This is a genomic window from Acinetobacter haemolyticus CIP 64.3 = MTCC 9819 (assembly GCF_000369065.1).
Taxonomy (GTDB): Bacteria; Pseudomonadota; Gammaproteobacteria; order Pseudomonadales; family Moraxellaceae; genus Acinetobacter; species Acinetobacter haemolyticus.
Genome location: NZ_KB849812.1, coordinates 274,108 through 300,249 on the forward strand (window position 1 = coordinate 274,108; position 26,142 = coordinate 300,249).

The 26,142-nt window shown below is 40.8% G+C and carries 26 protein-coding genes and 2 tRNA genes; 12 read left to right on the forward strand and 16 right to left on the reverse strand.

Annotation, left to right across the window (positions count from 1 at the left end; translation table 11 throughout):
• Positions 1-23: 23 nt before the first annotated feature.
• From F927_RS15445 to ettA, 5 genes are all read right to left on the reverse strand, one after another.
• Positions 24-452, reverse strand: coding sequence for a cation efflux protein, CzcI-like (locus tag F927_RS15445; protein WP_005087059.1), 429 nt, complete (start codon positions 450-452; stop codon positions 24-26).
• Between the two features lie 150 nt (positions 453-602).
• Positions 603-788, reverse strand: coding sequence for a hypothetical protein (locus tag F927_RS15450; protein WP_005087061.1), 186 nt, complete (start codon positions 786-788; stop codon positions 603-605).
• A 164-nt stretch (positions 789-952) separates the two neighbouring features.
• On the reverse strand, positions 953-1,357 hold the full coding sequence (locus tag F927_RS15455) for a cation efflux protein, CzcI-like (RefSeq protein WP_345788874.1): 405 nt from the start codon (positions 1,355-1,357) through the stop codon (positions 953-955).
• Between the two features lie 207 nt (positions 1,358-1,564).
• Positions 1,565-2,149 (reverse strand): hypothetical protein, encoded by a 585-nt coding sequence (locus F927_RS15460; protein WP_005087065.1) that lies wholly within the window; start codon positions 2,147-2,149, stop codon positions 1,565-1,567.
• A 145-nt stretch (positions 2,150-2,294) separates the two neighbouring features.
• Positions 2,295-3,956 (reverse strand): energy-dependent translational throttle protein EttA, encoded by a 1,662-nt coding sequence (ettA, locus tag F927_RS15465; protein ID WP_004641376.1) that lies wholly within the window; start codon positions 3,954-3,956, stop codon positions 2,295-2,297.
• A gap of 297 nt (positions 3,957-4,253) precedes the next feature.
• Here ettA and F927_RS15470 point away from each other — a divergent pair, with 297 nt between their 5' ends.
• Entirely contained in the window at positions 4,254-5,531 is a 1,278-nt protein-coding gene (locus F927_RS15470) for an O-acetylhomoserine aminocarboxypropyltransferase/cysteine synthase family protein (RefSeq protein ID WP_005087066.1), read from the forward strand.
• Between the two features lie 249 nt (positions 5,532-5,780).
• On the forward strand, positions 5,781-6,668 hold the full coding sequence (locus F927_RS15475; protein WP_005087067.1) for an SDR family NAD(P)-dependent oxidoreductase: 888 nt from the start codon (positions 5,781-5,783) through the stop codon (positions 6,666-6,668).
• Between the two features lie 259 nt (positions 6,669-6,927).
• Here the strand turns inward: F927_RS15475 and F927_RS15480 are convergent, their stop codons facing one another.
• Together F927_RS15480 and F927_RS15485 are read right to left on the reverse strand one after the other, a co-directional pair.
• Complete coding sequence (locus F927_RS15480; protein WP_005087069.1) at positions 6,928-7,692, reverse strand: HD domain-containing protein; 765 nt, start codon at positions 7,690-7,692, stop codon at positions 6,928-6,930.
• A 100-nt stretch (positions 7,693-7,792) separates the two neighbouring features.
• On the reverse strand, positions 7,793-8,677 hold the full coding sequence (locus F927_RS15485; RefSeq protein ID WP_005087070.1) for a LysR family transcriptional regulator: 885 nt from the start codon (positions 8,675-8,677) through the stop codon (positions 7,793-7,795).
• Between the two features lie 107 nt (positions 8,678-8,784).
• Here F927_RS15485 and F927_RS15490 point away from each other — a divergent pair, with 107 nt between their 5' ends.
• Positions 8,785-9,540 carry an SDR family oxidoreductase gene (locus tag F927_RS15490; RefSeq protein ID WP_005087071.1) on the forward strand — a complete coding sequence of 252 codons (756 nt, stop codon included), beginning with the start codon at positions 8,785-8,787 and terminating at the stop codon, positions 9,538-9,540.
• Positions 9,541-9,588: 48 nt separating this feature from the next.
• Here F927_RS15490 and F927_RS15495 read toward each other — a convergent pair whose 3' ends face one another.
• The 4 genes from F927_RS15495 to F927_RS15510 form a co-directional block, all read right to left on the reverse strand.
• A complete protein-coding gene (locus F927_RS15495) occupies positions 9,589-9,906 on the reverse strand; it encodes an AzlD domain-containing protein (protein WP_005087073.1) in 318 nt (105 codons plus the stop codon).
• Entirely contained in the window at positions 9,903-10,613 is a 711-nt protein-coding gene (locus F927_RS15500) for an AzlC family ABC transporter permease (RefSeq protein ID WP_005087074.1), read from the reverse strand. The genes F927_RS15495 and F927_RS15500 overlap by 4 nt, the downstream gene beginning before the upstream one ends.
• Before the next feature lie 77 nt (positions 10,614-10,690).
• On the reverse strand, positions 10,691-11,521 hold the full coding sequence (locus F927_RS15505) for an AraC family transcriptional regulator (RefSeq protein ID WP_005087075.1): 831 nt from the start codon (positions 11,519-11,521) through the stop codon (positions 10,691-10,693).
• A gap of 160 nt (positions 11,522-11,681) precedes the next feature.
• On the reverse strand, positions 11,682-14,036 hold the full coding sequence (locus F927_RS15510) for a Tex family protein (protein WP_005087076.1): 2,355 nt from the start codon (positions 14,034-14,036) through the stop codon (positions 11,682-11,684).
• A gap of 388 nt (positions 14,037-14,424) precedes the next feature.
• Here F927_RS15510 and ompR point away from each other — a divergent pair, with 388 nt between their 5' ends.
• The 3 genes from ompR (at position 14,425) to F927_RS15525 (ending at position 18,298) form a co-directional block, all read left to right on the forward strand.
• Positions 14,425-15,189 (forward strand): osmolarity response regulator transcription factor OmpR, encoded by a 765-nt coding sequence (gene ompR, locus F927_RS15515; RefSeq protein ID WP_004641409.1) that lies wholly within the window; start codon positions 14,425-14,427, stop codon positions 15,187-15,189.
• An 18-nt stretch (positions 15,190-15,207) separates the two neighbouring features.
• On the forward strand, positions 15,208-16,662 hold the full coding sequence (locus F927_RS15520; RefSeq protein WP_004641411.1) for an ATP-binding protein: 1,455 nt from the start codon (positions 15,208-15,210) through the stop codon (positions 16,660-16,662).
• Positions 16,663-16,783: 121 nt separating this feature from the next.
• Entirely contained in the window at positions 16,784-18,298 is a 1,515-nt protein-coding gene (locus tag F927_RS15525) for an acetyl-CoA hydrolase/transferase family protein (RefSeq protein WP_005087078.1), read from the forward strand.
• 136 nt (positions 18,299-18,434) lie between these two features.
• On the opposite strand, the gene F927_RS15530 is transcribed toward F927_RS15525, so the two are convergent.
• The 5 genes from F927_RS15530 to F927_RS15550 form a co-directional block, all read right to left on the reverse strand.
• On the reverse strand, positions 18,435-19,154 hold the full coding sequence (locus F927_RS15530; protein ID WP_005087079.1) for a hypothetical protein: 720 nt from the start codon (positions 19,152-19,154) through the stop codon (positions 18,435-18,437).
• 66 nt (positions 19,155-19,220) lie between these two features.
• Positions 19,221-19,652, reverse strand: coding sequence for a hypothetical protein (locus F927_RS15535; RefSeq protein WP_004641419.1), 432 nt, complete (start codon positions 19,650-19,652; stop codon positions 19,221-19,223).
• Between the two features lie 261 nt (positions 19,653-19,913).
• Positions 19,914-19,989, reverse strand: a tRNA-Phe gene (locus F927_RS15540).
• A 135-nt stretch (positions 19,990-20,124) separates the two neighbouring features.
• Positions 20,125-20,200, reverse strand: a tRNA-Phe gene (locus tag F927_RS15545).
• 101 nt (positions 20,201-20,301) lie between these two features.
• Positions 20,302-20,679 carry a GNAT family N-acetyltransferase gene (locus tag F927_RS15550; RefSeq protein WP_005087080.1) on the reverse strand — a complete coding sequence of 126 codons (378 nt, stop codon included), beginning with the start codon at positions 20,677-20,679 and terminating at the stop codon, positions 20,302-20,304.
• A gap of 104 nt (positions 20,680-20,783) precedes the next feature.
• Between F927_RS15550 and hisB the strand changes: the two genes are divergently transcribed.
• From hisB to F927_RS15580, 6 genes are all read left to right on the forward strand, one after another.
• Positions 20,784-21,377 (forward strand): imidazoleglycerol-phosphate dehydratase HisB, encoded by a 594-nt coding sequence (gene hisB, locus F927_RS15555; RefSeq protein WP_002116767.1) that lies wholly within the window; start codon positions 20,784-20,786, stop codon positions 21,375-21,377.
• Complete coding sequence (gene hisH, locus F927_RS15560; RefSeq protein WP_004641424.1) at positions 21,377-21,994, forward strand: imidazole glycerol phosphate synthase subunit HisH; 618 nt, start codon at positions 21,377-21,379, stop codon at positions 21,992-21,994. The genes hisB and hisH overlap by 1 nt, the downstream gene beginning before the upstream one ends.
• Positions 21,995-22,143: 149 nt before the next feature.
• Positions 22,144-22,683: a DUF805 domain-containing protein gene (locus F927_RS15565; protein WP_005087081.1), complete on the forward strand. Its 540-nt coding sequence runs from the start codon at positions 22,144-22,146 to the stop codon at positions 22,681-22,683.
• A gap of 167 nt (positions 22,684-22,850) precedes the next feature.
• The gene (gene hisA / locus F927_RS15570) at positions 22,851-23,582 is read left to right on the forward strand and encodes a 1-(5-phosphoribosyl)-5-[(5-phosphoribosylamino)methylideneamino]imidazole-4-carboxamide isomerase (protein ID WP_005087083.1); all 732 of its coding nucleotides are present in this window, start codon (positions 22,851-22,853) and stop codon (positions 23,580-23,582) included.
• Positions 23,583-23,816: 234 nt separating this feature from the next.
• The gene (locus F927_RS15575; protein ID WP_005087085.1) at positions 23,817-25,271 is read left to right on the forward strand and encodes a SulP family inorganic anion transporter; all 1,455 of its coding nucleotides are present in this window, start codon (positions 23,817-23,819) and stop codon (positions 25,269-25,271) included.
• Entirely contained in the window at positions 25,258-26,142 is an 885-nt protein-coding gene (locus F927_RS15580; protein ID WP_005087086.1) for a DMT family transporter, read from the forward strand. Before F927_RS15575 ends, F927_RS15580 begins: the two co-directional genes overlap by 14 nt.

A 26,142-nucleotide genomic window follows, 5' to 3' on the forward strand; every position in this document is an offset into this window, starting at 1 on the left:
GGGCTATTTTTCGGCTACCCCACCTATAGCGGGGTTAGCAGCGGCGGCGGATTTAATCCAGATAGATGCGGAGACTGATAAGAATTAGACCAATAATATTTTTGTTTTGTCTCATGATCACTCAAAACAAGATGATCAAGCTGTTGCTGTGCTTCCGTAACCACCACATGAAAACAGGATGGCAAATGATCATGGTGATCTTGCAAACTTAATGGCATCGGCAAATCACTTGAATCTTGATTTACCTTCAAGACAGATATTTCCGTCACATCTATATTTTCTGGTACATGATGACCAAAATGACCGACAGAAACCGTTTGCTGCGTTGTACTTTCATGACCACAATACGCCGCCGCCACATTCCAAAGACTTTGGAATATGAAAAGACTGAGTAAGACGGTAATAAAAATACTTGATCGACGCAAAATTTTCTCTTTAGTCAAAAATTGCACAACTGAACTATAGCAAGGAAGTTTGATGTAATAAAATTACATCTCTTCATTCAGCACTAAAATCTTTTTAAAAACGCAAGATTCACAAAAACTAATCAATACATTTTGACAGTCGGGGACTGCTCACTTGCCGAGCAGTCCCCTAAAAAATTAACCCGATGATTTACACTTATGCTTGGTGTTGCTGTGCTTAATGTCATGTTCGACATTTGCTTTCATTTCTTGCTGAGACTGAAGATTTCTTTCTAAGAAAATCAAACCTCCATCTGCATTTGCCAAGCTTGCTGAAAGGAATAACACCATAAAACATAGTTTTTTATTAAATTGAATCAACATTATCTTCACCTAATTTAAATGTTTTTGATTCATCTGATTCGAGGATTTGACCTCCAAACAAAATGAATAAAATTGTTCATTTATGATCTACTTCAATCATTTACCTAGCAAAATGGTGAAATGACGTATTGAAATAGAGAGCTTTCTGGTGAGTATTTTGAATACTATCCCACCAATAGTGGGGCAAAGACTGGAGGGGGATTTAAGCTTGTTAGATATGGCGACTGGTAATGATTGGACCAGTTATATTTTTGTTCTAATTCATGTATCCGTAGAACTGGTTGCATCAATTGCTGTTGTTCTTGAATAACAATTGCATGAAAACATGTTGGCAAATGATCGTGATGATCTTGCACCTTCAACAACCATTGAGCATCTGCCTCTTGAACTGCGACTAAAGAACTTTGTTGCTCTTTAGAGTTATCCAACGCATGATGACCAAAATGATTAACCGAAACAGCCTGCTGAGTTGCACTTTCATGACCGCAATACGCTGCCGCCACGTTCCAAATACTTTGGAACATGAACAAACTTAGCAAGAGTGTCATGAATACAAGTGAACGTCTCATGTTTGATCAACTGTTCAAAATCAGATTAACTATAGCAACGAAAGCTGATGTAATAAAATTACATTATTCACAAGGATTGTTTAGAAAAGTAAATAACAATTTGAGATCTATAAAATTTTGATTTGAAATTTAGTAAATGGTGTTTATTAATAACTTTAATAATAAGGCTTTCTCAAAAGCCTTATTATTCAATATAAAGATTTATTACTACTTCTGTAAGTCATATGTGAAGCGAATTACAACATCATCTATAACCTTATTAAATGCTTCATTTATAGCCATTGGTTGTACATTTTCGACAGGAGCCTTTTTATTACCAACTGTCGTTAAAATCATATGGGGATAACGTTGAGAAGTTTCTTTGCCCTGCGCATCAACATATTTAAATTTAAATTCATATTTATCAGTCACAGCATTACCTACTGCGCCGAAAGTAAGACCAGTCAAAACTCCTTTTCCAGCAGCTTCACCTAGATCAGCAACATTATTTGCGGTTAAGTATAATTTTGCCTGAGTATTAGTATTAGATTCCGTCGGTGAGAATACCCCAGTCGCTCTTAAACTGCGCTCAACTGCAGATTGCAATTCTTTCGCCGCCCTTGGAATTACGACCCCATTTCGTTGGAACTCAGTAGTTAAAACAACAGGAATAGGTTGACTTGGTCTTTTAATATCCGAGTAGCTTGTATTTTTATAAGCTGGGTCAACATAAGCTTTAATAGAGAGACAACCAGTAAGTTGTGAAGCAGCAACTAAACCAGCAACAGCAAGAGAAAATTTCATTTTTTTCATGTATTTTCCATTAAGTATTTACTATTTGATAAATTGAGGATTAATTTTAACCATTTATAAACGAAAATATAAGCTGAAGTATCTTTAAAATGAATCCTTCTGATAAAAAAACCAGCCCTCAGGCTGGTTTTTTACCAATCAGGTCTTAGCCCGAAATTTTCTTATATTTAGAGCGTTTCGTTGTTGCAGCATCACCCAAACGTGACTGACGATATGCTTCATATTCTGCATAGTTACCTGTGTAGAATTCAGGCTGCTCATTTTCAAATGACAGAATATGCGTTGCAATACGGTCAAGGAACCAACGGTCATGCGATACCACCATCACAGTACCAGGGAATACAAGAATTGCATCCTCAAGTGCACGTAAAGTTTCGATATCCAAGTCGTTTGATGGTTCATCCAGTAAGATCACATTTGCACCCATCTGTAAGATCTTCGCAAGTTGTAAACGATTACGTTCACCACCCGACAATTCACCTACGCGTTTCTGCTGATCTTGACCTTTAAAGTTAAAGCGACCGATATAAGCACGTGATGCAATTTCGTAATCACCAATTTTCAGGATATCTAAACCGCCAGAAACTTCTTCCCAAACCGTTTTGTTGTTATCCAAGGTGTCACGAATCTGACCGACATAAGCGACTTTAACTGATTCACCTAAAGTCACAGTACCGGTATCAGGTTGCTGCTCGCCTGTCATCATACGGAATAAAGTGGTTTTACCCGCACCGTTTGGACCAACGATACCCACAATTGCTGTTGGAGGTACACTGAAGCTTAAGTTTTCATACAATAAGCGACCATCGAATGATTTGCTGATCCCTTCCACTTCCACAACCTTGTTGCCTAAACGTGGACCAGGTGGAATATAGATTTCAGACGTTTCATTACGCTGTTGGAATTCTTTAGAGTTTAACTCTTCAAAACGCTCCATACGCGCTTTGTTTTTCTTCTGCTGGCCTTTCGCATTTGAACGAACCCATTCAAGTTCTTTTTTCAATGCTTTTGCAAAAGATTCTTCTTGCTTCTGTTCCTGCTCTAAACGCGCATTTTTCTGTTCAAGCCAAGAAGTATAGTTGCCTTGGTATGGAATACCATGCCCACGGTCAAGCTCAAGAATCCACTCAGCAACGTTATCCAAGAAATAACGGTCATGCGTAATCGCAACGATCGTGCCAGGGAAATCTTTCAAGAAGCGTTCTAACCACGATACAGACTCTGCATCCAAGTGGTTTGTCGGTTCGTCAAGAAGCAACATATCTGGCTTCGAAAGCAATAAACGGCACAACGCAACACGACGACGCTCACCACCTGAAAGTAAGGATACGTCTGCATCCCATGCAGGTAGGTTCAAAGCACCTGCCGCGATTTCAAGCTGATTATTGAGGTTATGTGCATCCCAAGCGTGGATGATGGATTCTAATTTTTCTTGCTCTTTTGCAAGCGCATCAAAATCTGCATCAGGATCCGCATATTCAGCAAAAACTTGGTCAAGACGTTCTAAAGCATCAAGCGCTTCACGCACGCCATCTTCAACGTTACCACGAACATCTTTGGTTGGATCTAATGGCGGCTCTTGCTCTAAGTAACCGATTTTGATTCCAGGTTGCGCGCGTGCTTCACCTGAGAAATCTTTATCCACGCCCGCCATAATACGGAGCAAAGTAGATTTACCCGCACCGTTTAAACCAAGCACACCAATTTTTGCACCTGGGAAAAATGATAAAGAGATATCTTTTAGGATTTCGCGCTTTGGCGGAACCATTTTAGACACTCGGTTCATCGTATAAATATATTGGGCCACGCAGGACTCCTCAATTGAAAAACCAACACATCGCAAAAAGCGAAAAATAATCGCACGTATTATACGCTGAAAACCCAATCAACATGAAGTTAAGTTAGATTTTGTTTGGGACAAATAAAAGGATTTTCTATTTCAAGACATTACGCGATTGCTTTGGACAGATAAGCCAAAACTCATGGGAAGATAAGCTGCTATACATATCATTAAAAACGCAATAAATCGCATAAATTGTGCACCATTTTGGACAGATTTTCAGCTACACTCGATCATTATTTAACTCACATAGATGATGTAAACATGACTTATAAAGACGAAACTTTAGCCATTCATGCAGGATATTCACCAGAAGCAACCACCAAAGCAGTCGCAGTACCCATTTATCAAACCACGTCTTATGCCTTTGATAACACACAACATGGGGCAGATTTATTCGATTTAAAAGTTCAGGGAAATATCTACACTCGGATCATGAATCCAACCACCGCTGTGCTGGAGCAACGTATCGCAGCGCTTGAAGGTGGTATTGGTGCTTTAGCTTTAGCATCTGGTATGGCAGCAATCACTTACTCGATTCAAACCATTGCTGAAGCAGGTGACAATATTGCTTCTGTCTCAACTTTATATGGCGGAACCTATAATTTATTTGCACATACTTTGCCGAAACAAGGTATCGAAGTACGCTTCTTTGATTATCAGAATCCAGAAGCATTACGCTCAATTATTGATGAGAAAACCAAATTAGTTTTTGTGGAATCAATTGGTAATCCACTCGGTAATATTATCGACCTAGAAGCCATCTCAAAAATTGCGCATGAATATGGCGTACCCGTGATTGTGGACAATACCGTGGCAACGCCTGCCCTACTCAAACCATTTGAATTTGGTGCCGATATCGTAATTCATTCACTCACTAAATATATCGGCGGTCATGGCAATAGCATTGGCGGCATCATTGTGGATAGTGGGAAGTTTCCTTGGGGTAAATATCCAGAACGTTTCAAGGCATTAAATACCCCTGACCCAAGCTATCACGGCGTCAATTATGTGGAAGCACTTGGAGAAGCTGCTTATATTGCACGCGCGCGCGTCGTTCCATTACGTAATACAGGCGCAGCAATTAGCCCTTTGAGTGTGTTCTTAATTCTACAAGGATTAGAAACTTTAAATCTTCGTATGGAACGTCATACTGAAAATGCAATCAGAATTGCGGAATATTTAAAACAACACCCAAAAGTAAAATGGGTGAACTATGCAGGTTTAGAAGATCATCCACAGCATGATTTGGCACAAAAATATGTGAAAGGGAAACCTTCTGCGATCCTCTCATTCGGTGTCCAAGATGGATTAGAAGGTGGAACTCGTTTTATTGATGCATTACAGCTATTTACCCGCCTTGTAAACATCGGTGATGCAAAAAGTTTGGCCTGCCATCCTGCCACCACAACTCATCGTCAATTGAATGCAGAAGAACTTAAATCGGCAGGTGTCAGTGAAGACCTAGTACGCTTGTCTATTGGCATTGAGCATATCGATGACCTCATTGCAGATCTTGAACAGGCTCTCGCACAGGTTTAATCGCATTGAAATCAATGAGCCTCCTGATGGGGGCTTATTTTTTGTTCAAATTAAGCAGAATATGATTGCTTTTTCAACTATTACAACATCTTGTTTTAGAGTTTTTACTCTAAAAAAACCATTATTTTTCAAACATTTACACTAGACAAACAAAAAATATCGGTTAATATTAATACAAAATAAAGTGCAATGTTTAATCGCAACAAGGATACATTGCAAACAACAGCTCGATTAATGTAGGACACTTACATGAACGCAAAACTCAAAAAACTTTTTCAGCAAAAAGTCGACGGGAAAACAATCATTGTCACAGGTGCTTCAAGTGGTATTGGTTTAACGGTTTCAAAATACCTTGCTCAAGCAGGCGCACATGTCTTATTGATTGCTCGTACCAAAGAAAAGTTGGATGAGGTAAAAGCTGAGATTGAAGCTGAGGGCGGCAAAGCAACTGTATTTCCATGTGATTTGAATGATATGGAATCTATCGATGCCGTTTCAAAGGACATCTTAGCGGCTGTAGATCATATTGATATTCTTGTAAATAATGCAGGACGCTCAATCCGCCGTGCAGTTCATGAATCGATTGATCGTTTCCATGATTTTGAACGCACCATGCAACTCAATTATTTTGGTGCAGTCCGTTTGGTGTTGAATCTTCTTCCACATATGATGCAACGCAAAAATGGGCAAATCATCAATATTAGTTCAATCGGTGTTCTCGCAAATGCAACGCGTTTTTCTGCTTATGTTGCATCAAAAGCCGCTTTAGATGCTTTTAGCCGTTGTTTGTCTGCTGAAGTGCATTCACATAAAATCGCAATCACGTCGATTTATATGCCTTTAGTACGTACGCCAATGATCGCACCGACAAAGATTTATAAATATGTACCAACGCTTTCTCCAGAAGAAGCTGCGGATCTGATTGCGTATGCAATCGTGAAACGTCAGAAGAAAATCGCAACCAATCTTGGACGCTTAGCTTCAATTACTTATGCTGTTGCGCCAGACATTAATAATATCTTGATGTCGATTGGTTTCAATTTATTCCCAAGCTCAACCGCATCTGTCGGTAAGCAAGAGAAGCTCAATCTTATGCAACGTGCCTATGCACGTTTGTTCCCAGGTGAACATTGGTAATCTGATTGTGAACAAAGACCTTTCTCTCTAAGGAAGGTCTTTTTTTATTGATCTTCAAAATGTGTATAAGTTTAAACTTATCCACAAGTTTGTTGTTTTAATCGGCAATCACGATAATTGATCAATTCACTCGCTCATTCTTCTAAAGAATTTGTCACCTCAATATTGAAAATCTTCCCTTCTGTATCGGTCTAAAGAACTTCAAAATATTTAATATTTCAAGTCGCATAAAGTTCAATATCTGATCCATGCTCTTGCGTCATTCAAGATAAGGATTAAAACGAACCAACTGCTTAAAACCACTTTGAACTACCATCGCTGTACGCGATTTGGGTCGAACAAGTGCTTCATGTTCAGTAAATTCAATCATTTGCTGATTAAAATCTAGGCGTGGATATTGTGTATATAACTGTTGTCTAAATTGAGAAGAAAACTCAAAACCCCGACTGCCAATCACATCACAACTGGCGGCTTGTTGCAGTAGATGAGCTTCGATCCCGTCATCAACCGCAACATAAGGATTCATGTGCATACTGATCACATCAAACAATTGCTCAGCACGCGGGGCTTGCCATCCTTGGACTAAAGACCAGTCTTTTGCAGCATAAGCCCCTTGTCCTGCAAAGCAACGACAATCTTCATGATGCTGATAATGCGGCTCGGTCATTCCCAAATCATGTAACAAACACGAGACTGCCAGTAACTCGTCATCATGCTTCAAGCCTTGTAACTTGGAAAACGCCACGGCGTAATACCATGTTCGTAAACAATGATTCTGCAAACTCACTGAACTACAGGATCGCATCTTTTCGATCGCCTGTTTGACATCATCACTATCAGGCAAATGTAAATCCTCTACACTCAAAAACTGCCGAGCGTTCAGCTTAGAATGACCTGCTAACGCATACATCTTGATGCTTTGTTTAAGTACTGGGAATAGGCTATGACGTAATAAAGCCATCCGATCTTTTAAAGACAAATCACCTGAAGTTTGAGCCATCCATGCTTGTCGACCAATCTGCATTTTTATCCACCTATAAAATTAGAGTAATTACTCTAATTTTTAGTTTTACTGTAAATTTTTCTCCATGTCAAAGTGATCTGAGGTATTGTTCTGATAGAAGTTAAAGTAGTTTTTTTAAATGTTGCTCTAACCAGTCAATAAAGTCTTGGAAATATTTTGGGCGATATTGTCGATCCGTCAGCAAAATATTTACAGGCAATTCCAAGCATGGAATATCTGAAAAGAGCCGCTGTAATTGTCCTTGCTCCACATAAGTTTTCGCATCAAATTCAGGGATCTGAATCAAGCCGAGGCCAGCTAAACCTGCTTGAATATAGGCTTCTGTATTTTCAACCAGTAAACGATAAGGCATGTTAATCCGATGATTTTGAAATGCTAACTCACTCCGTTCTCGATAATGTTTTGCCACATGGTAATCCACAGCAAAATGCCGTTCTAACGCATCAAAATGCTTCGGCTCACCATATTCCGCCAAATATTGTGGCGATGCCAAAGTCCAGATTTGCGTCTGTTTAATCGGTCGAATCAGTAAATATTCATCCTGAACCTGCCCAACTCGCACCACACAATCCAGTTGTTGTTCAATCAAATTTGAAAAATCATCGCTGCCATTAATCAACACTTTGACTTTAGGATAGCGTTGATAAAATGCGGATAGATGAGGAATCAATACTTGTGTTGCCAAGCGTTTCGGCATACCAATACTGATCTTGCCCTCTTGACTACGCACCTGCGTTTTAAAACGATTTAGCTCTTTAAGCTGAGCGACCAGACGTATCGCCTCCTCATAAAACAAACTGCCTTCATGCGTTAATGCAACTTTGCGGGTAGTTCGATAAAACAGTAATACTTCATATTCTTTTTCCAAAGCTTGAATCGCATAAGTCACATTTGAACGAGGCAGCCCCAATTGCAGTGCAGCTTGGGCAAAAGATTGTTTCTCAGCCACCAGACAAAAAATCTTTAAACGCTCAATTTTATCCACTTTATTATTCAACTTTTTTGCACAATCAGTTCAATACTAACAACTATTTCAAACAAATAAATTCAATTAGGATGTTTTTTACGCAAAACAACATGAGGAATAAAGCAATGTCACAACATGATCTGAAAGGAAAAACCGTACTGATTACCGGCGGTGCAAAAAACTTAGGTGGATTAATTTCCCGTAAATTTGCTGAACAAGGAGCAAATTTATTGATTCATTACAACAGTGCCGCAACACAATCAGATGCTGAAGAAACCTTAAAAGCAGCACAAGCACTGGGGGTTAAAGCAATCTTGGTACAAGCAGATTTATCTAACATCCAGAACATTGAAGACTTATTTGTAAAAGCCAAAACAGAGTTTGGCGGTGTAGATATTGCGATTAATACTATCGGACGTGTGCTCAAAAAGCCGTATCTAGACACCACCGAACAAGAGTTTGATGGCATGAATGACATCAACAATAAAATTGCCTATTTCTTTATTCAAGCGGCTGGCCGCCATCTCAATCCAAATGGAAAAATCTGTACCATTGTCACCAGCTTACTTGCCGCTTATACAGGTCTTTATTCAACCTATGAAGGATTAAAAGCGCCTGTGGAACATTACACGCGCGCCGCATCGAAAGAGTTTGGTGAACGCGGTATTTCTGTTACTGCCGTTGCTCCTGGCCCGATGGATACACCATTTTTCTACGGCCAAGAATCACCTGAAGCAGTGGCGTATCATAAGTCAGCATCAGCTTTGGGCGGTTTAACCAAGATCGAAGATATTGAGCCCTTAGTCCGTTTCTTAGTCACTGATGGTTGGTGGATCACAGGACAAACCATTTTCGCCAATGGTGGGTACACCACGCGTTAAGGCATTCGCAACAAAAACTGGGAGCATAACCTATATGCTTCCAAGCTTTTAATTTAACCAAAACACCAATCCATAAAAACATGCCAAACTCAAAATGATCGTCAACAAGGTATGACGGACTTTATACGCAATCAAAATCGTTAAAATCGTCGCCAGAAAATAAGGATTCAATAAAGTTTCACGAAATACACCATGTTCATCCATAAAAACAATTGGTGTTGCGATTGCCGTCAACAAACACGGGGCGGAGTATTGCAAAGATTGTTGAAACCATTTGGGTAAACGCAAAGGCAGATTCGGCTCGAGCAAAATATAGCGATTCATAAACACGACCAATGCCAGAATAATCAGGACAAACCAAGTCATGCTTTACGCTCCCGAAAATTCTGTAAGCAAGTTGCTGTAAACATTCCAATCACCCCTGCCATAATCGCCGCACTTTTAAAGTCTAAACTTAGGAATACCACTGTTAAAGTGACTGAAACGAGTACACCAACCAAAGTATTTAAGTTTTTTATAAATGGAATCACGATTGCGATGAACGTCGCAACGATGGAAAAATCGAGATGATATTGGTCTAAATTGGGAACAGCGGAGGCTAGAAAGACCCCACAAATACTAAATAATACCCAACACAAATAAAAGCAAAGCCCAGCACCAAGCAGATAATGAATATAATGCGGTTGCTTTTTAATACTCACTGCAAACAATTCATCCGTCAGCAAAAAGCCCAACATTAACCGATCTTTTAAAGGTTGCTTAGAAATATCTTCACGTAAATACAGTGCATATAAATAATGCTGCGTGGTAATCAGAAAAACGGAAATGATAATCGTGATTGCGGGTGTTCCTGCCATCACTAAACCTAAGGTCATCAATTGTGCAGCACCAGCAAAGACCAGCGCCGACATCCCAATAGCTTGTAAAGTCGTAAGCCCCGCTTGAATCGCCATTGAACCTGCCAGCAAGCCCCACGGCAATACCGCAAAACACAACGGCAGTATTTTGATCACGCCATTCAAAAATGCCCGTGATTCGGACATCTGCGTATCATCTATGCTTTCACCTAACATTTACATCACAACAGTTCATTAAAACCTAGTGACTATGCCAAAAATCAACCGCTGGAGATTGCATAAAATTGCTATTTTTATTTGAGGTAAGCGATATAACCGCCCGGTGTAATTCCAAAAGTTTGACGAAAATGTCGACTAAAATGACTTTGATCTGAAAAACCACACTGCTGCGAAATCTCAGATAAGTTTAGTCCTTGTCTTAATAATTTTTGTGATTTCTGTAAACGTGCTTGAATTAACCATGCATGGGGTGAGAGTCCTACATGCTTTTTGAATTGACGCAAGAAATGCCATTGACTCAAATTTGCCATTTCCGCCAATTCGATGAGTGAAAACTCTTGCTCAGGCATACTCGCCATTAATTCTTTAATATTTAAAATACGTTGTTTGGTATTACTTAGATCAGCCGTATGTGGTCTAGTTTGACTATACTTTGACACCAACCAAGCAATCGTAGATAAGAACAAGGTTTGTTTGAGTAAGGTATTATTCGGTTGTTCAAGTAAATCAAAGAGAAATCGGAATTGCTGTGCTAAACCTTCGTCATGCAACACGGCGTCTCTAAACCATGGTGCTGTACCATGTACTGTCGTCAGATCACGGGTTAATTCATGGAAAATCTCTGGTGTCGGATAAATTGCCCGATAACGCCAACCAGTTTCTACAGCTGACGAGCCGGTATGCACTTCATCTGCATTCACTAAAATAATATCGCCTTGTGGTGCGACATGGTTGCCACCTGTGCGATAGAACCGTTGTGCACCCTCTTCAATCACACCAATACAAAATCCTTCATGGACATGCCGAGAGAACTCCTGCTGAAAGTAACTGGCTTTCAACATTTCTAAACCACCGAGTTCTTCGAGGTGTAAGTAATCGACTTGTTCTCGAGGTCTACGTGACATCACGACCTCCTTTGGATTTTCACATCAAATCAGGTTAACGCAATAGGATACGATTTATAGAATAAAATTGCTGTTTTATATTCCATTATCAATCTATCACTTAATCCGCCCAAACAAAAAACCTTCCCGAAGGAAGGTTTTGTAAGTGAGCTAGATTAGATTATTTAGATCCTTTAATGCCAGCTTGTAATAACAAGGCACCCAAACCACCAATTTTTTGCTCTTGTGGCTTGTCATTTTTTGGCTTGTTATGTTGCGGACGTTTAAAGTCACCATCTTTACGTGGCGGACGTTGACCTTGTGGCTTACGCTCTGAACGTTCAGGACGATCCTGCTGTGCACGTTGCTGGCGTGGTGCTTTAACAGGCGCAGAACCTTCTGCACGCATACTCAAGTTGACGCGATTACGCTCCACATCCACTTGCATCACACGGACTTGCACGATTTGACCTGGTTTCACCACTTTATGTGGATCAGAAACAAATTCATTCGCAAGTTCAGAGATATGTACTAAACCGTCTTGATGTACACCCACATCCACGAATGCACCGAAGTTCGTCACATTGGTTACAACACCTTCAAGCTGCATTCCTTCAGTGAGTTGAGCAACTTCAGTAATGTCTTCACGGAACTTCGCAGTGCGGAATTCTGGACGAGGATCACGACCAGGTTTTTCCAATTCTGCTAAAACGTCTTGAATGGTTGGTAAACCGAATTTGTCATCAACAAACTCTTCTGCTTTCACTTGGCGAATGATTTCAGTGTTGCCAATAATGTCTTTTACAGTCGTTGCTTTTGCTGCGACGATTTTTTCCACTAAACCATAACTTTCAGGGTGAACTGCTGAGGCATCTAATGGCTCAGAACCATTTTGAACACGTAAGAAACCTGCTGATTGTTCAAAAGTACGCTCACCTAAACGTGGTACTTTTTTCAAAGCTTGACGGTTATCAAAACGACCGTGCTCTTTGCGGTATTCAACGATTTGCTGTGCAATCGCTTTGTTCAAGCCTGCAATATACGCCAAAATCGCTGGAGATGCGGTATTTACATCAACACCGACCGCATTCACACAGTCTTCAACCACAGCATCCAATGTTTTTGCTAAACCTGTTTGATTCACATCATGTTGATATTGACCAACACCAATTGATTTAGGGTCAATTTTTACCAGCTCAGCCAATGGATCTTGTAAACGGCGCGCAATTGAAACCGCGCCACGAATAGATACATCAAGTTCTGGAAGTTCTTGTGCAGCCAGTTCACTTGCAGAATAAACAGATGCACCTGCTTCACTTACAGTGATACGTGTTAATTTCAGATCCGTATTTGCCGCCATCATTTCAGCAACAACAGCTTCTGTTTCACGGCTTGCTGTTCCATTACCAATCGCAATAAGTTCCACGTGGAACTCTCTGCATAAACGCGCGAGTTCTGTAATAGAACCTTCCTTGTCTTCTTTCGGTGCGAAAGGATAAATGGTGCTGTGTGCCAGAACATCACCCGCATCACTCACCACAGCAAGCTTCACGCCTGTGCGAATACCAGGATCCACACCCAATGTCGTGCGGCTACCTGCTGGCGCAGAAAGTAACAAATGGCGTAAGTTTTCTGCAAATACATCCATTGCTTCAGCTTCAGCAGCCAAACGCTTATCCGTGAGTAATGAGTGCTCAATTTGTGGACGCACTTTACCCAGCCAGAATAGTTTTGCAGTTTGCTTCAAATAATCCTGACGGCTTTGTGGTTGAATTTGTTCAAGATTATACTCAGTCTCAATACGTGCTAATGGTGCATCATCTTCACCATCCACTTTTAAGCCTAAGACATTTTCTTGACGACCACGTAACATCGCTAATAAACGATGTGAAGGTACTTTGTTTAAATTCTCTGAAAACTCAAAATAATCACGGAATTTCTTACCGACTTCTTTCTTCTCTTCAGAAGCCACTGCACTTTTCAAGACCGCAGTTTTAGCGAAGGTTTGTTTTAATTCAGTGGTCAACGCAATATTTTGCGCCCAATCGTCAATCAAGATATGTTGAATCGCATCCAGTTGGCTTTCAACATCTGGATAATCTTCATGGCTAAAACCAGCCAATGCTTCGGTTGGGTCAATTTGTTCAGCAATAATTTTTTCTGCGATCGGACCTAAACCCGCTTCTTTTGCTTTAAAAGATTTACTGGTGCGTTTTGGTCGATATGGCGCGTAAATTTCTTCTAATGCATTTTTGGTTTCTGCCGCGTTAACACGTGCCAATAAATCATCACTTAATTTATCTTGTTCTGTTAAAGACTGAATCACTTTTTCACGACGTTCGTATAAATCACGCAAATACGTTAAACGTGTATCGAGTTGGCGCAATTGGGTATCGTCTAAGCCTTGCGTGACCTCTTTACGGTAACGTGCGATAAAAGGAACACTGGCGCCTTCATCAATTAAACGAATAGCAGCTTCTACTTGGTTTGGACGTACGGCAAGTTCATTTGCCAACTGCTGAACTATGTCAGTCATCGTGATTGATTCCACAAGGGTTAAGTCTAAAAGCACTGATTATAAAGTCCATGACCATAAAATCCACTATTGTTTTTTTAAAATATTGTGCACAGGCCCCATTCTTTTGTGAAAAAGCCTACAGTTTATGCTAATTCACCAATGTTTCTAAAATACCGTGCTTTTTTTGCCTATCTATTGAAAAATAGATTGATTGTCATAATTTCACCTGTATATATTTGGTATCTTTCTCTTGATTTTATTGGCAATATTTGTTGCTTTATAACATAGTCAAATCTGTGCAATGAATCGTATACTCGTGGGTCTACGGATACTTCATAATTGAATTATCAATACTTCATATAGCATTGCATAAAGACGATGACAATAAACGATAAAGGAGCACAGCATGAGTTTAGTTGTACCTGCCGAATCGACGGAAACTGTTCAGCATGAAACAGACCGCGTCGAACGCATTTTAGTGGTCGATGACGATGTGCGTTTGCGTACGCTTTTACAACGCTTCCTCGAAGACAAAGGTTTCGTCGTTAAAACTGCCCATGACGCAACACAAATGGATCGTTTGCTACAACGCGAATTATTCTCGCTGATTGTTCTTGATTTTATGTTACCTGTTGAAGATGGTCTCAGTATTTGCCGTCGTTTGCGCCAATCCAATATTGATACTCCGATCATCATGCTGACAGCACGTGGCAGCGACTCGGATCGTATTGCAGGCTTAGAAGCGGGTGCTGATGACTATTTACCAAAGCCATTTAACCCAAATGAGTTACTTGCACGTATTCGTGCGGTATTACGTCGCCAAGTTCGCGAAGTTCCAGGCGCACCGAGCCAACAAGTTGAAGTGGTCAGCTTTGGTCCGTGGGCACTTGATCTATCTACCCGCACCTTAACGCGTGAAGGTCAGGTCGTCACCTTAACCACAGGTGAATTCGCAGTATTAAAAGCATTGGTTCAGCATCCACGCGAACCTTTAACCCGTGATAAGTTAATGAACTTAGCCCGCGGTCGTGAATGGGGTGCAATGGAACGCTCAATTGACGTCCAAGTTTCCCGCTTACGCCGCTTAATTGAAGACAACCCTGCTCGTGCTCGCTATATCCAAACCGTTTGGGGTGTAGGCTATGTATTTGTTCCAGATGGTGCTGAATAAGTTCAGGAAATTTAGACGTTGAAACTTGAACCTATCGACCCACAAGAGTTTACTGATTTCGTGGCCTATTCAGAACGGCCACGGACCAAATGGGAACGCTTTTTAGATAAAATCAAACCTCGTTCCGCAGCCATGCGTACCACAATACTGGTACTTCTCATGGTTTTTTTCAGCCTTTTCATGTCGTTATGGTTCTTTTGGCGTACGCTCTATTTACCTGAATTACAGCAACATGCACGCTATCTCGCGATTGAACTTGAACTGGTTAACAATCCTGATATCCGTATCTTGCATCGTGATACCGAAGTCGATGTGGATACATGGCTTAAAAATCGGATCGGCATTGAATACATTACTGATCCTAAAGAGTTTCCAAAAGTTGAAGATAAGTTTCTAGCTGAACTATTCACCAATCAAATCGAGGAAAAACTAGCCAAAGAATTAGGTGTAGATGACGTTACCGTCTATTTTAAATTTAAACCGATTCCAAGGATCTGGATTCAAACCCCAGAAATGAATGGCAACTGGGTACGCGAGCCATTAAAAACCTATGCCAACTACAGCGTTGAACTGATCGCAACGTGGCTATTTGGTGTGCCGATTCTTTCTTCGATTATTATCCTTATTTTGGTTCGTCAGATGAATCGTCCATTACGACGACTACAAAATGCGGCGAATACCTACAGTAAGACGGGCAAAGCACCTTATTTAGATACCAATCACGGCCCACTGGAGATTCGTCAGGTCAATCAAGCCTTTAATCATATGGTGTATACGCTTGAGCAGACCGAACGTGATCGTCAAATCATGCTTGCAGGTATCTCACATGACTTACGTACACCACTAACACGTATCCGTCTCACCGCGGAAATGTTACCTGATGAGTTTCTGCGTGAAGGTCTGGTATACGATGTCGATGATATGGATGCGATCCTAAATCAATTCATCTCGTATATGCGTGATGGTTCGGATGAGGAACTCAGCGACACCAATATCAATACTTTATTACAAGAACTGGTGGTGCAATTCCAGCCTCTCGACATCCAGTTTGAAATGCAAGAATTGCCGATTATTCCTGCACGCAGCTTGTCATTAAAACGATTGATTGCAAATTTATTGAATAATGCTAAACGCTATGGCTCAGAACCAATTGAACTATCAGCAAGCCATGTTGATGACCATATTCTGATTACTGTTGCAGATCATGGCGAGGGTATTCCACCGGATCAGGTTGAAGAACTAATGCAACCTTTCGTTCGTGGTAATTCGGCAAGAACAATCCAAGGCAGTGGACTCGGATTAGCAATCGTGAAACGAATTGTGGATATTCACCAAGGTCAGATCAATATTCGTAACCGTGAACAAGGTGGTTTAGAAGTCGTGATTTCATTACCGATCCCATCACCTGAATCAGATGAACCACAAAGTAATACCATTGATAAAATTAGACAAACACTAACAGGGCACTTTTAATCAGACAATTTTTGATCAAATATATTGTTATTCACCTTAGACCTTAGCCTAAATTCAATACACTTTTCACATTTTAGGTCTAAAATCCATTGCTGATAAAAAGCAACATTGAGAATGGATGATGTCACTAAGTCGCATTCGCCTTCACAGCCTACATAACAAAGTTATGAGTGCTGATGAGGCTTCCAACTTTATTGAAAATGATATGATAGTTGGCATGAGCGGTTTCACGCGTGCAGGTGAGGCAAAAGCCGTTCCACAAGCACTGGTCCATCGTGCCAAAAAAAATCCGTTAAAAATCACATTAATTACCGGTGCAAGTTTAGGCAACGATTTAGACAAGCAGTTGACTGAAGCAGGTGTATTGGCGCGTCGTATGCCTTTCCAAGTGGATAGTACATTACGTCGTGCCATCAATCATGGTGAAGTCATGTTTGTCGACCAACATTTGTCTGAAACTGTTGAACAAATGCGTAATCAACAGCTTAAACGCCCAGATATTGCCATCATCGAAGCGGTTGCGATTACTGAACAGGGACATATCGTTCCGACCACGTCTGTGGGTAATTCGGCAAGTTTTGCGATTTTTGCAGAAAAAGTAATTGTCGAAATCAATACCTCATTAAGTGAGAACTTTGAAGGTTTACATGATATTTATATCCCAACCTATCGTCCAACACGCACACCAGTACCGCTAACCCAAGTCGATGATCGTATTGGCTCTACAGCAATCCCGATTGATCCCGCTAAAATTGCAGGAATTGTTTTCAATGATACGGCGGACTCTCCATCCACAGTGACTGCACCAGATGTAGAAACACAGGCGATTGCAAATCACCTAATTTCATTCTTTGAAAAAGAAGTTGAAGCGGGGCGTTTGGCTAAAAATTTAGGGCCATTACAAGCTGGCATTGGTTCAATTGCCAACGCTGTGCTAACGGGTCTAAAAGACTCTCCATTTGAAGATTTAGTCATGTACTCAGAAGTACTTCAAGACTGTACTTTTGAACTCATTGATGCAGGGAAAATCAAGTTTGCCTCAGGCAGCTCGATTACGCTTTCTGCAAAATGCGGCGAACGTGTTTTTGGTCATTTGGAACAATACAAAGACAAGTTGGTATTGCGCCCCCAAGAAATTTCAAACCATCCAGAAATCGTACGACGTTTAGGCATTATTGGGATCAATACTGCGCTTGAGTTTGACATTTATGGAAACGTAAACTCAACGCATGTTTGCGGCACAAAAATGATGAATGGAATTGGCGGTTCAGGCGATTTTGCACGTAATGCACACTTGGCTATTTTCGTAACTAAATCGATTGCCAAAGGCGGTGATATTTCGTCAATTGTTCCAATGGCAAGCCACGTCGATCATTGTGAACATGATGTAGATATTTTAGTGACCGAGCAAGGATTAGCAGATTTGCGAGGCTTAGCACCACGTGAACGTGCTCGCGTGATTATCGATCATTGCGTACATCCACTGTATCAAGCAGCATTGAATGACTATTTTGATCGTGCTTGTGAGCGTGGCGGGCATACGCCTCATATTTTGCGTGAAGCGCTGTCATGGCATGCCAACTTTGAAGAAACAGGTCATATGCTCAATGCTTCTCAAGTCGCTAAAACAGCTTAAAAACAACCTCTACACTAAAGAAGTCGCTACATAGCGACTTCTTTTGTATTTAGCGTTATTCGATAGCATTCACCATCGAAATCATCAACAAAACCAACAAACTTAAAGTTTACTGCATCTATAAACAGATACACGCTTATAAAATCTCAACAATCCGATAACTTGCCTGAGCAATCGGCTTAAGTTGATCATGCATTTGATAAACTTTGACATCATAAATACCTATTTGCCATCCTGTTGGAGGCACAGCACTTACCCAGTTTTGGGAAACATCTTGGGTAATCTTTCGTGGCGTAAACATCAACACTTCGCCAGTGTCACGGTTTAACCAACGAATAAATATTTGCTCATCCGCGGGGAACTTACCCAAAGTATCAAAATGCGCAAAAATACTCTGATTTGAATGGATCTGACTCAAATCCTCAGAGATTTGCGGCATCACAGGGGTACGTCCTAACACTAAACGACCAGATAAAGTCTGTTGATCATTATGCGAACTCAATTCTTCTAAAGCCCGTTGAGCAAACAATTTTTTATTTTGGATCGCAGTGAAATCCTGTTTGGGAAAAGCTTTATTTAAATATTCATCGATTTGCTGTTCAGATGCATGTTCAATAATCTTAGACACTTGTTCGCGTTGCTGCTCTGACAAGGTCTTAATTGATGATGCTGCGCTGTTGGTTATCGGTGATGGCACTGAAGCGACGATTGCTTGTAAATCGTTAACGACCATCGATGTACTCTTTGCATGTTTATCGAGTGGCGCAGATGAAGGGATGATTTGCTTAAAATCAGCCACTAAATACCCTAGACCAAAGCCAACGACTAAGAACAAAATATATAAATACTTTTCCATGATGGACCCCAAAATTAAAGGTGAGCGCGTCACCTTTAATTTTCATCAATATATTTAATGAGTAAGTTAGCTACAGCTCACTTTAATGCCATTTAATACGGCGCTACCCTTACTAAATGTTGCGCCTTCAGCAATTACTTTCTGTTTGGTATGACCTATGCCTGTTAGCATTTTCAATGCAGTTCCAGAACAGACATTGGTTTGTTGCGCGTTACCAATGGTTGCGATACATCCATTTTCAGTCGCTTTGACTGTGCCAGCCCCTGTGACACACTGTGCAGTAATCACAGCACCCGGTGTTGAGGTCTCACAGGCGGTACAATCGTTATTATTTTCACACGCATTGGCAGCAGACTGCGATTTACAAACATAGGTCACCCCATTTTTAGTAATGGTTTTAGAGAAAGAAGAGTTAAAATCATCACCATCTCCTCCTCCACATGCCGTTAAAGCACCTAACAATAATGCAGCAGTCGCTAATTTGATTTTGGATAACATATTAAGGCCTTTATCATTTTATCTAATTAAAAGTTTTGTTTGTTTGAGTTGTTGCACTCAAGTTTTTAATTCCGCACGCTTATTATTTTTTGAATTCACATCGTTTCACATAAGCATACTCAGCGAAATACAAGCCGAAGATTAGCTCAAAGATACATGATTAATCAACAAAATAAATTAATCAAAGGGTTAAAAATCATTTTTCTAATTCAGTCAAAGCAATAAAAAAACCCCAAACTTTCGTTTGGGGTTTTTTGAATATGGTGGCGTGACCCAGGATCGAACTGGGGACACACGGATTTTCAATCCGTTGCTCTACCGACTGAGCTATCGCGCCAATGGCGTGTATTAAGCCGTATCTAGCCAAAATAGTCAATCAATATCATGAGCTTTTGATTTAAATGCTTATTTTTCAGACAAGCACTAGGCAAAAAAAATCCCTGATGGGATCAGGGATTGAAATTTGAATCTATGGTGGCGTGACCCAGGATCGAACTGGGGACACACGGATTTTCAATCCGTTGCTCTACCGACTGAGCTATCGCGCCAAAGTGGGCGTATTAAACAATGTTTGTCAAAATCCGTCAAGTATATTTATGGATTTTTCGATTGAGCGCTTAATTTTACTGCAACCCATTATCCAAGCGATTTAAATTTTACCAATATGCGATAAGCAACGATGGATTGCACCACACCCTGGTTCAAACAATTTCACCCCTTGTTCTTCCTCCATACGACACACCTCTTCCACAAGGCGTTCTGCCACACCACGACCACGATTTGCAGGATGCACCACCACATATTCCAAAACACGGCTTTCACCTTGTCCTGTCACCCAAATTGCACCTATAATTTTGCTGTTAAATTCAGCGGTATAAACTGTGGTATATTGCTGTAGATTTTGTTCAAGTTGCTCCATTGCATCTTGCCCATCACCAAACTCTGGGCTGGTGTCATAAAGTCGCTCTAGCTGGGTGCGAATTCCTAGATTTTCTAGTGAACTGTAAGCATGTACGCTAATAGGCATTGATTAACCCTCCTGAGCAAACTATGATGCTGTCACTTTTTCGTCACAGCGAAACTATTGGTTTTTAATTCAATCATTTTTGACGTTTTTTGAGGAACGTGTCCATGACGCAACGTATCAGTGAAGTGGTAAGAAATACCAACGAAACAAAAATTCGAGTTCGTCTCAATCTCGATGGTACTGGTCAAGGCACACTCAACACTGGAGTTCCATTTTTAGACCATATGATTGATCAAATCAAGCGCCATGGTCTATTTGATATCGATATTCATTGCGATGGCGACTTAGAAATCGATGATCACCATACTGTTGAAGATTGTGGAATCACCTTGGGGCAAGCCTTTGCTCAAGCTTTAGGCGATAAAAAAGGTTTAAAACGCTACGGTCATTTTTATGCACCTTTAGATGAAGCCTTATCTCGTGTTGTGGTGGATCTTTCTGGTCGCCCTGGTTTGTTTATGGATATTCCATTTACTCGCGCACGTATCGGAACATTCGATGTCGATTTATTTTCAGAATTTTTCCAAGGTTTTGTCAATCACGCACTGATGACCTTGCATATTGATAACCTGAAAGGTAAAAACAGCCACCACCAAATTGAAAGCGTGTTTAAAGCATTGGCACGTGCGTTGCGTATGGCATGTGAAGTAGACCCTCGTGCAGAAAATACCATTGCGTCAACCAAAGGTAGTTTGTAATGACTCGTATTGCTTTACTTGACTATGGCATGGGCAACTTACACTCTGCTGCGAAAGCACTCGAACATGTCGGTGCAACTGTTGATGTCACTAATGATCCTAAGTTAGTTGCGAAAGCAGATAAAATCGTATTTCCAGGTGTAGGCGCAATGCGTGACTGTATGCAAGGCATGCACGAAGCTGGAATTGATGAAGTGGTCCGTCAGGCTGCTTTTAACAAGCCTGTTCTCGCAATTTGTGTAGGCATGCAAGCCTTATTGCAAACATCAGAAGAAAATGGTGGTGTGGATGCACTTGGAATTTTTGATGGTGTGGTGAAGCATTTTCCAGAAATGCCAAACTTAAAAGTCCCTCACATGGGTTGGAATCAAGTACATCAACTTGACCCAAGCCATCCGATGTGGAACAACATCGAACAAGATGCGCGTTTTTATTTTGTCCATAGTTATTATGTTGAACCAAATGACTCGTCTGTGATTGCGGCAACTTGTGATTATGGGGTGAATTTCTGTACTGCGATTCACAAAGATAATTTATTTGCCACTCAATTCCACCCTGAAAAGAGTCATACCGCTGGTTTGCAGTTGTTGAAAAACTTTGTGGAATGGAAAATCTAATTAGAAAAACCATAGCAGATCAAATGTATTCATTTGATCTGCTTTTATAAAAATATTCTGTCATTCTCATATTATTTTCTTTATTATTCGCATCTATACAGCCCCTTCCATTTTGAACAATTGTATAAAAACATCTAAAAAGGCATAAAATGAATTCATCTACTCCAACTGTGGATCATCCACTCAGCGCTAAAGGCCGTTTTGGTCGATTATCTTTTGCCGCATGGACACTGTTAATGACGATCGTACTTTGCATCGTTATTTTCATTTTGGCCTTCGCAAGTTTTGGTGGCAATCTTCTAGCAAGCAGTGATTTTCCCTTAATCACCATACTACTTTTCATTGTGATTTATGCTGCAATGATTTATGTATCTTTTATTTTCACTATTCGCCGTTTACATGATCGCAATCAAACAGGTTGGCTATCATTGTTAATGCTTATCCCCTTCTTCAACTTCATATTTTTAATCTATCTACTCGCAGCCAAAGGTTCAGATGGTGAAAATAGTTATGGTCCTCTACGAGAAACAGCAGGTTGGGAAAAAGTATTCGGCTGGATCTATATTGTGATTATTCCACTGGCATTTGTTTTCGGTATTATCGGAGCAATCGCACTACCAGCGTATCAAGACTACGTTGAGCGAAGCCAACAAATTCAAATGCAATATCAACAATACGATACTGAATAACATACCTTATCCCGACATCATCCAGCCAAGCTATAATGCTTGGCTTTTTTATGAACACAAAATCTAAAGAAAGATGCAGTCGTCTAACATCCAAAGCTTAGCGATTGAACAATACTTTGCTAATATGTAGCCAATTTAAACTCCATGATGACGCAAGGAGCGAAAGCATGCTAATCATCCCTGCAATTGACCTGAAAGATGGCAAATGTGTTCGTTTAAAACAAGGTCGTATGGAAGACGATACCGTTTTCTCTGATGATCCTGTCGCAACAGCACAGCACTGGGTCAATGAAGGTGCACGTCGATTACACTTAGTTGATTTAAATGGTGCTTTCGCAGGTACACCGATTCATAAACCAGTTGTCGAAGCGATTGCGCGTGCACAACCTGAACTCCCGATTCAAATCGGTGGTGGTATTCGTTCACTTGAAACCATTGAACACTATCTTGATGCTGGCGTAACTTTTGTCATTATTGGGACAAAAGCAGTGAAAGAGCCTGAGTTTGTTGAAGAAGCATGTAAACGCTTTGCAGGTCATATTATTGTGGGTATTGATGCGATCAATGGCATGGTGGCAACTGATGGTTGGGCAAATGTCACCGATGTAAAAGCCACTGATTTAGCAAAACGTTTTGCAGATGCCGGTGTATCTAGCATCGTTTACACTGATATTGCACGTGATGGCATGATGCAAGGGGTCAACGTAGAGCAAACCGTGAACCTAGCGCAATATTCTGGCTTACCGGTGATCGCTTCAGGCGGTGTAACCAACCTCGATGATGTGCGTAATTTAAAAGGCCAAAAAGGCATTTTAGGTGCGATCACAGGTCGGGCGATTTATGAAGGTACACTAAACCTTCGTGAAGCACAGTTATTACTGGATGAAGATCGTTTGTAATTGATCAAGAGCTCTAGTGATTTAAATAATGGCTAGAGCTTTTTAAGCTTAAATGTTATCCTTGTACCGATTTTTATCTTACTCTCCAATTTTATAATGACACTTACGCCACCCTAGTTTTTACAGCCCCCTTTTGTAAATAACTCATCACTGTCTAGTGATGTGGTGTAGTCGTGTGTTTGTTATATATCACATCACTAGCCTTTTATATTTTTAATGAAATAGGCTATTTCTATGTTTTCCAATGTACGAGAACAATGGTTCTCTAATATCCGTGGCGATGTGCTGGCGGGTCTTGTGGTCGGCTTGGCCCTGATCCCTGAAGCGATTGCATTTTCCATCATCGCGGGTGTCGATCCCAAAATTGGTTTATACGCTTCTTTTTGTATCGCAGTCGTCATCTCATTTGTCGGCGGAAGACCGGGCATGATCTCCGCTGCCACAGGTGCAATGGCCTTACTCATGGTCACCTTAGTCAAAGAGCATGGTTTAGAATATTTACTTGCTGCCACCATCCTGACTGGGGTGATTCAAATCATTGCGGGTTATTTAAAACTGGCAAAGTTAATGCGATTTGTCTCTAAATCAGTGGTGATTGGCTTTGTGAATGCGCTTGCTATTCTCATTTTTATGGCGCAGCTTCCTGAACTGATTAATGTGACTTGGTATGTGTATGTCTTGGTTGCACTCGGTTTAGCAATCATCTATTTATTTCCTTTACTACCTAAAATCGGCAAATTAATTCCTTCTCCATTGATGTGTATCATCATCATTACCCTGATCGCGATTAGCTTCGGTATTGATGTTCGCACCGTTGGGGATATGGGGCAATTACCAGATACCCTTCCAGTGTTTTTGTTACCTGATATCCCTTTAAACCTTGAAACATTGACGATCATCTTGCCCTATTCGATTGCACTTGCAGCCGTGGGTTTACTTGAGTCGATGATGACTGCCACGATTGTGGACGAAATGACAGATACGCCGAGTGATAAATTCCAAGAATGTAAAGGTCAAGGTATTGCCAATATTGCTTCGGGCTTTATGGGGGGTATGGCGGGATGTGCCATGATTGGTCAATCCATGATTAACGTCAAATCAGGTGGTTTAACACGATTATCTACATTCTCAGCAGGTGTTTTCCTTCTGATTCTGGTGGTATTTATTAGTGATTGGCTGAGAGTTATTCCAATGGCGGCCTTGGTTGCTGTCATGATTATGGTCTCAATCAGTACCTTTGAATGGAAGTCGCTCACCAGTTTTAAAGAAAATCCGCAAAGCAGTAACATTGTGATGATCGCAACCGTGATCGTTGTTGTGGCAACCCATAATCTTGCACTTGGGGTACTTACTGGTGTGCTGCTTTCTGCCTTGTTCCTTGCCAATAAATTGGAAAATGATATTCGTGTAGAACGCCACCTCGAAGGTTCAACCCGTGTTTATGATCTCAGGGGACAGATCTTTTTCAGCTCCGCAGAAAAGTTCATGCAGGGTTTTGACTTTAAAGAAAATATCAATGACGTCATTATTGATTTAACCCATTCTCATATTTGGGATGTCACCTCTGTGGCAATGTTGGATTCTGTGGTCAATAAGTTCCAAAGAAACGGGGTCAATGTCACGGTACGAGGGTTGAATGAAGCCAGTTCAATCATGATTGATAAATATGGAACACATGCAAAAATCTAACTCTTATCTTCCCCAAATGGCGCTGATTTTGATTACCGTCATTTGGGGCGGGACATTTCTAGCGGTGCAATATGCACTGAATTTTAGTACGCCAATGTTTTTTGTTGGCTGTCGCTTTGCAGTGGCGGCATTCGCAATCCTCCTGATTTCATTAAAATCAATGACAGGCTTAACCTTAAAAGAAACCTTTGCAGGTACAGCAATTGGAGTCATGATCGCAATTGGCTATGGAACACAAACCATTGGTTTGCAAATTATACTCAGTAGTGAATCCGCCTTTTTGACGGCATTGTATGTCCCCTTGGTTCCAATTTTAATGTGGATTATTTTTCAGAAGCGTCCTGCTTTGATGACATGGATTGGCACAGCCTTGGCATTTATCGGTTTGGTGTTGCTAACCGGTAATGGTTTTTCGAGTATCACCTTGAGTTATGGACAAGCCCTGACCTTGATCTGCGCATTTGTGATTGCCTTAGAAATTATCTTGATTGGCTTTTTTGCTGGCAAGGTCAATTTAAGACGTGTCACTGTTGTCCAGCTCATCGTTGCCTCTGTTTTGTCATTTGCTTGCATGCCACTCGTGGGTGAACATCAGCTTCCTGCATTTTCATGGCCACTAGTCTTTATTGCAGTTGGTTTAGGACTAGCAAGCGCATTGATTCAATTTGTTATGAACTGGGCGCAAAAAATGGTTGATCCAACACGTGCTGCGATCATTTATGCGGGTGAACCCGTTTGGGCAGGATTATTTGGACGCATTGCTGGCGAACGTTTACCACTGTTGGCTTTGTTTGGTGGATTACTCGTAGTTCTAGGCGTATTGGTCAGTGAATTGAAATTTAAATTCTTTGAAAATAAAAAAGAGAGCTAA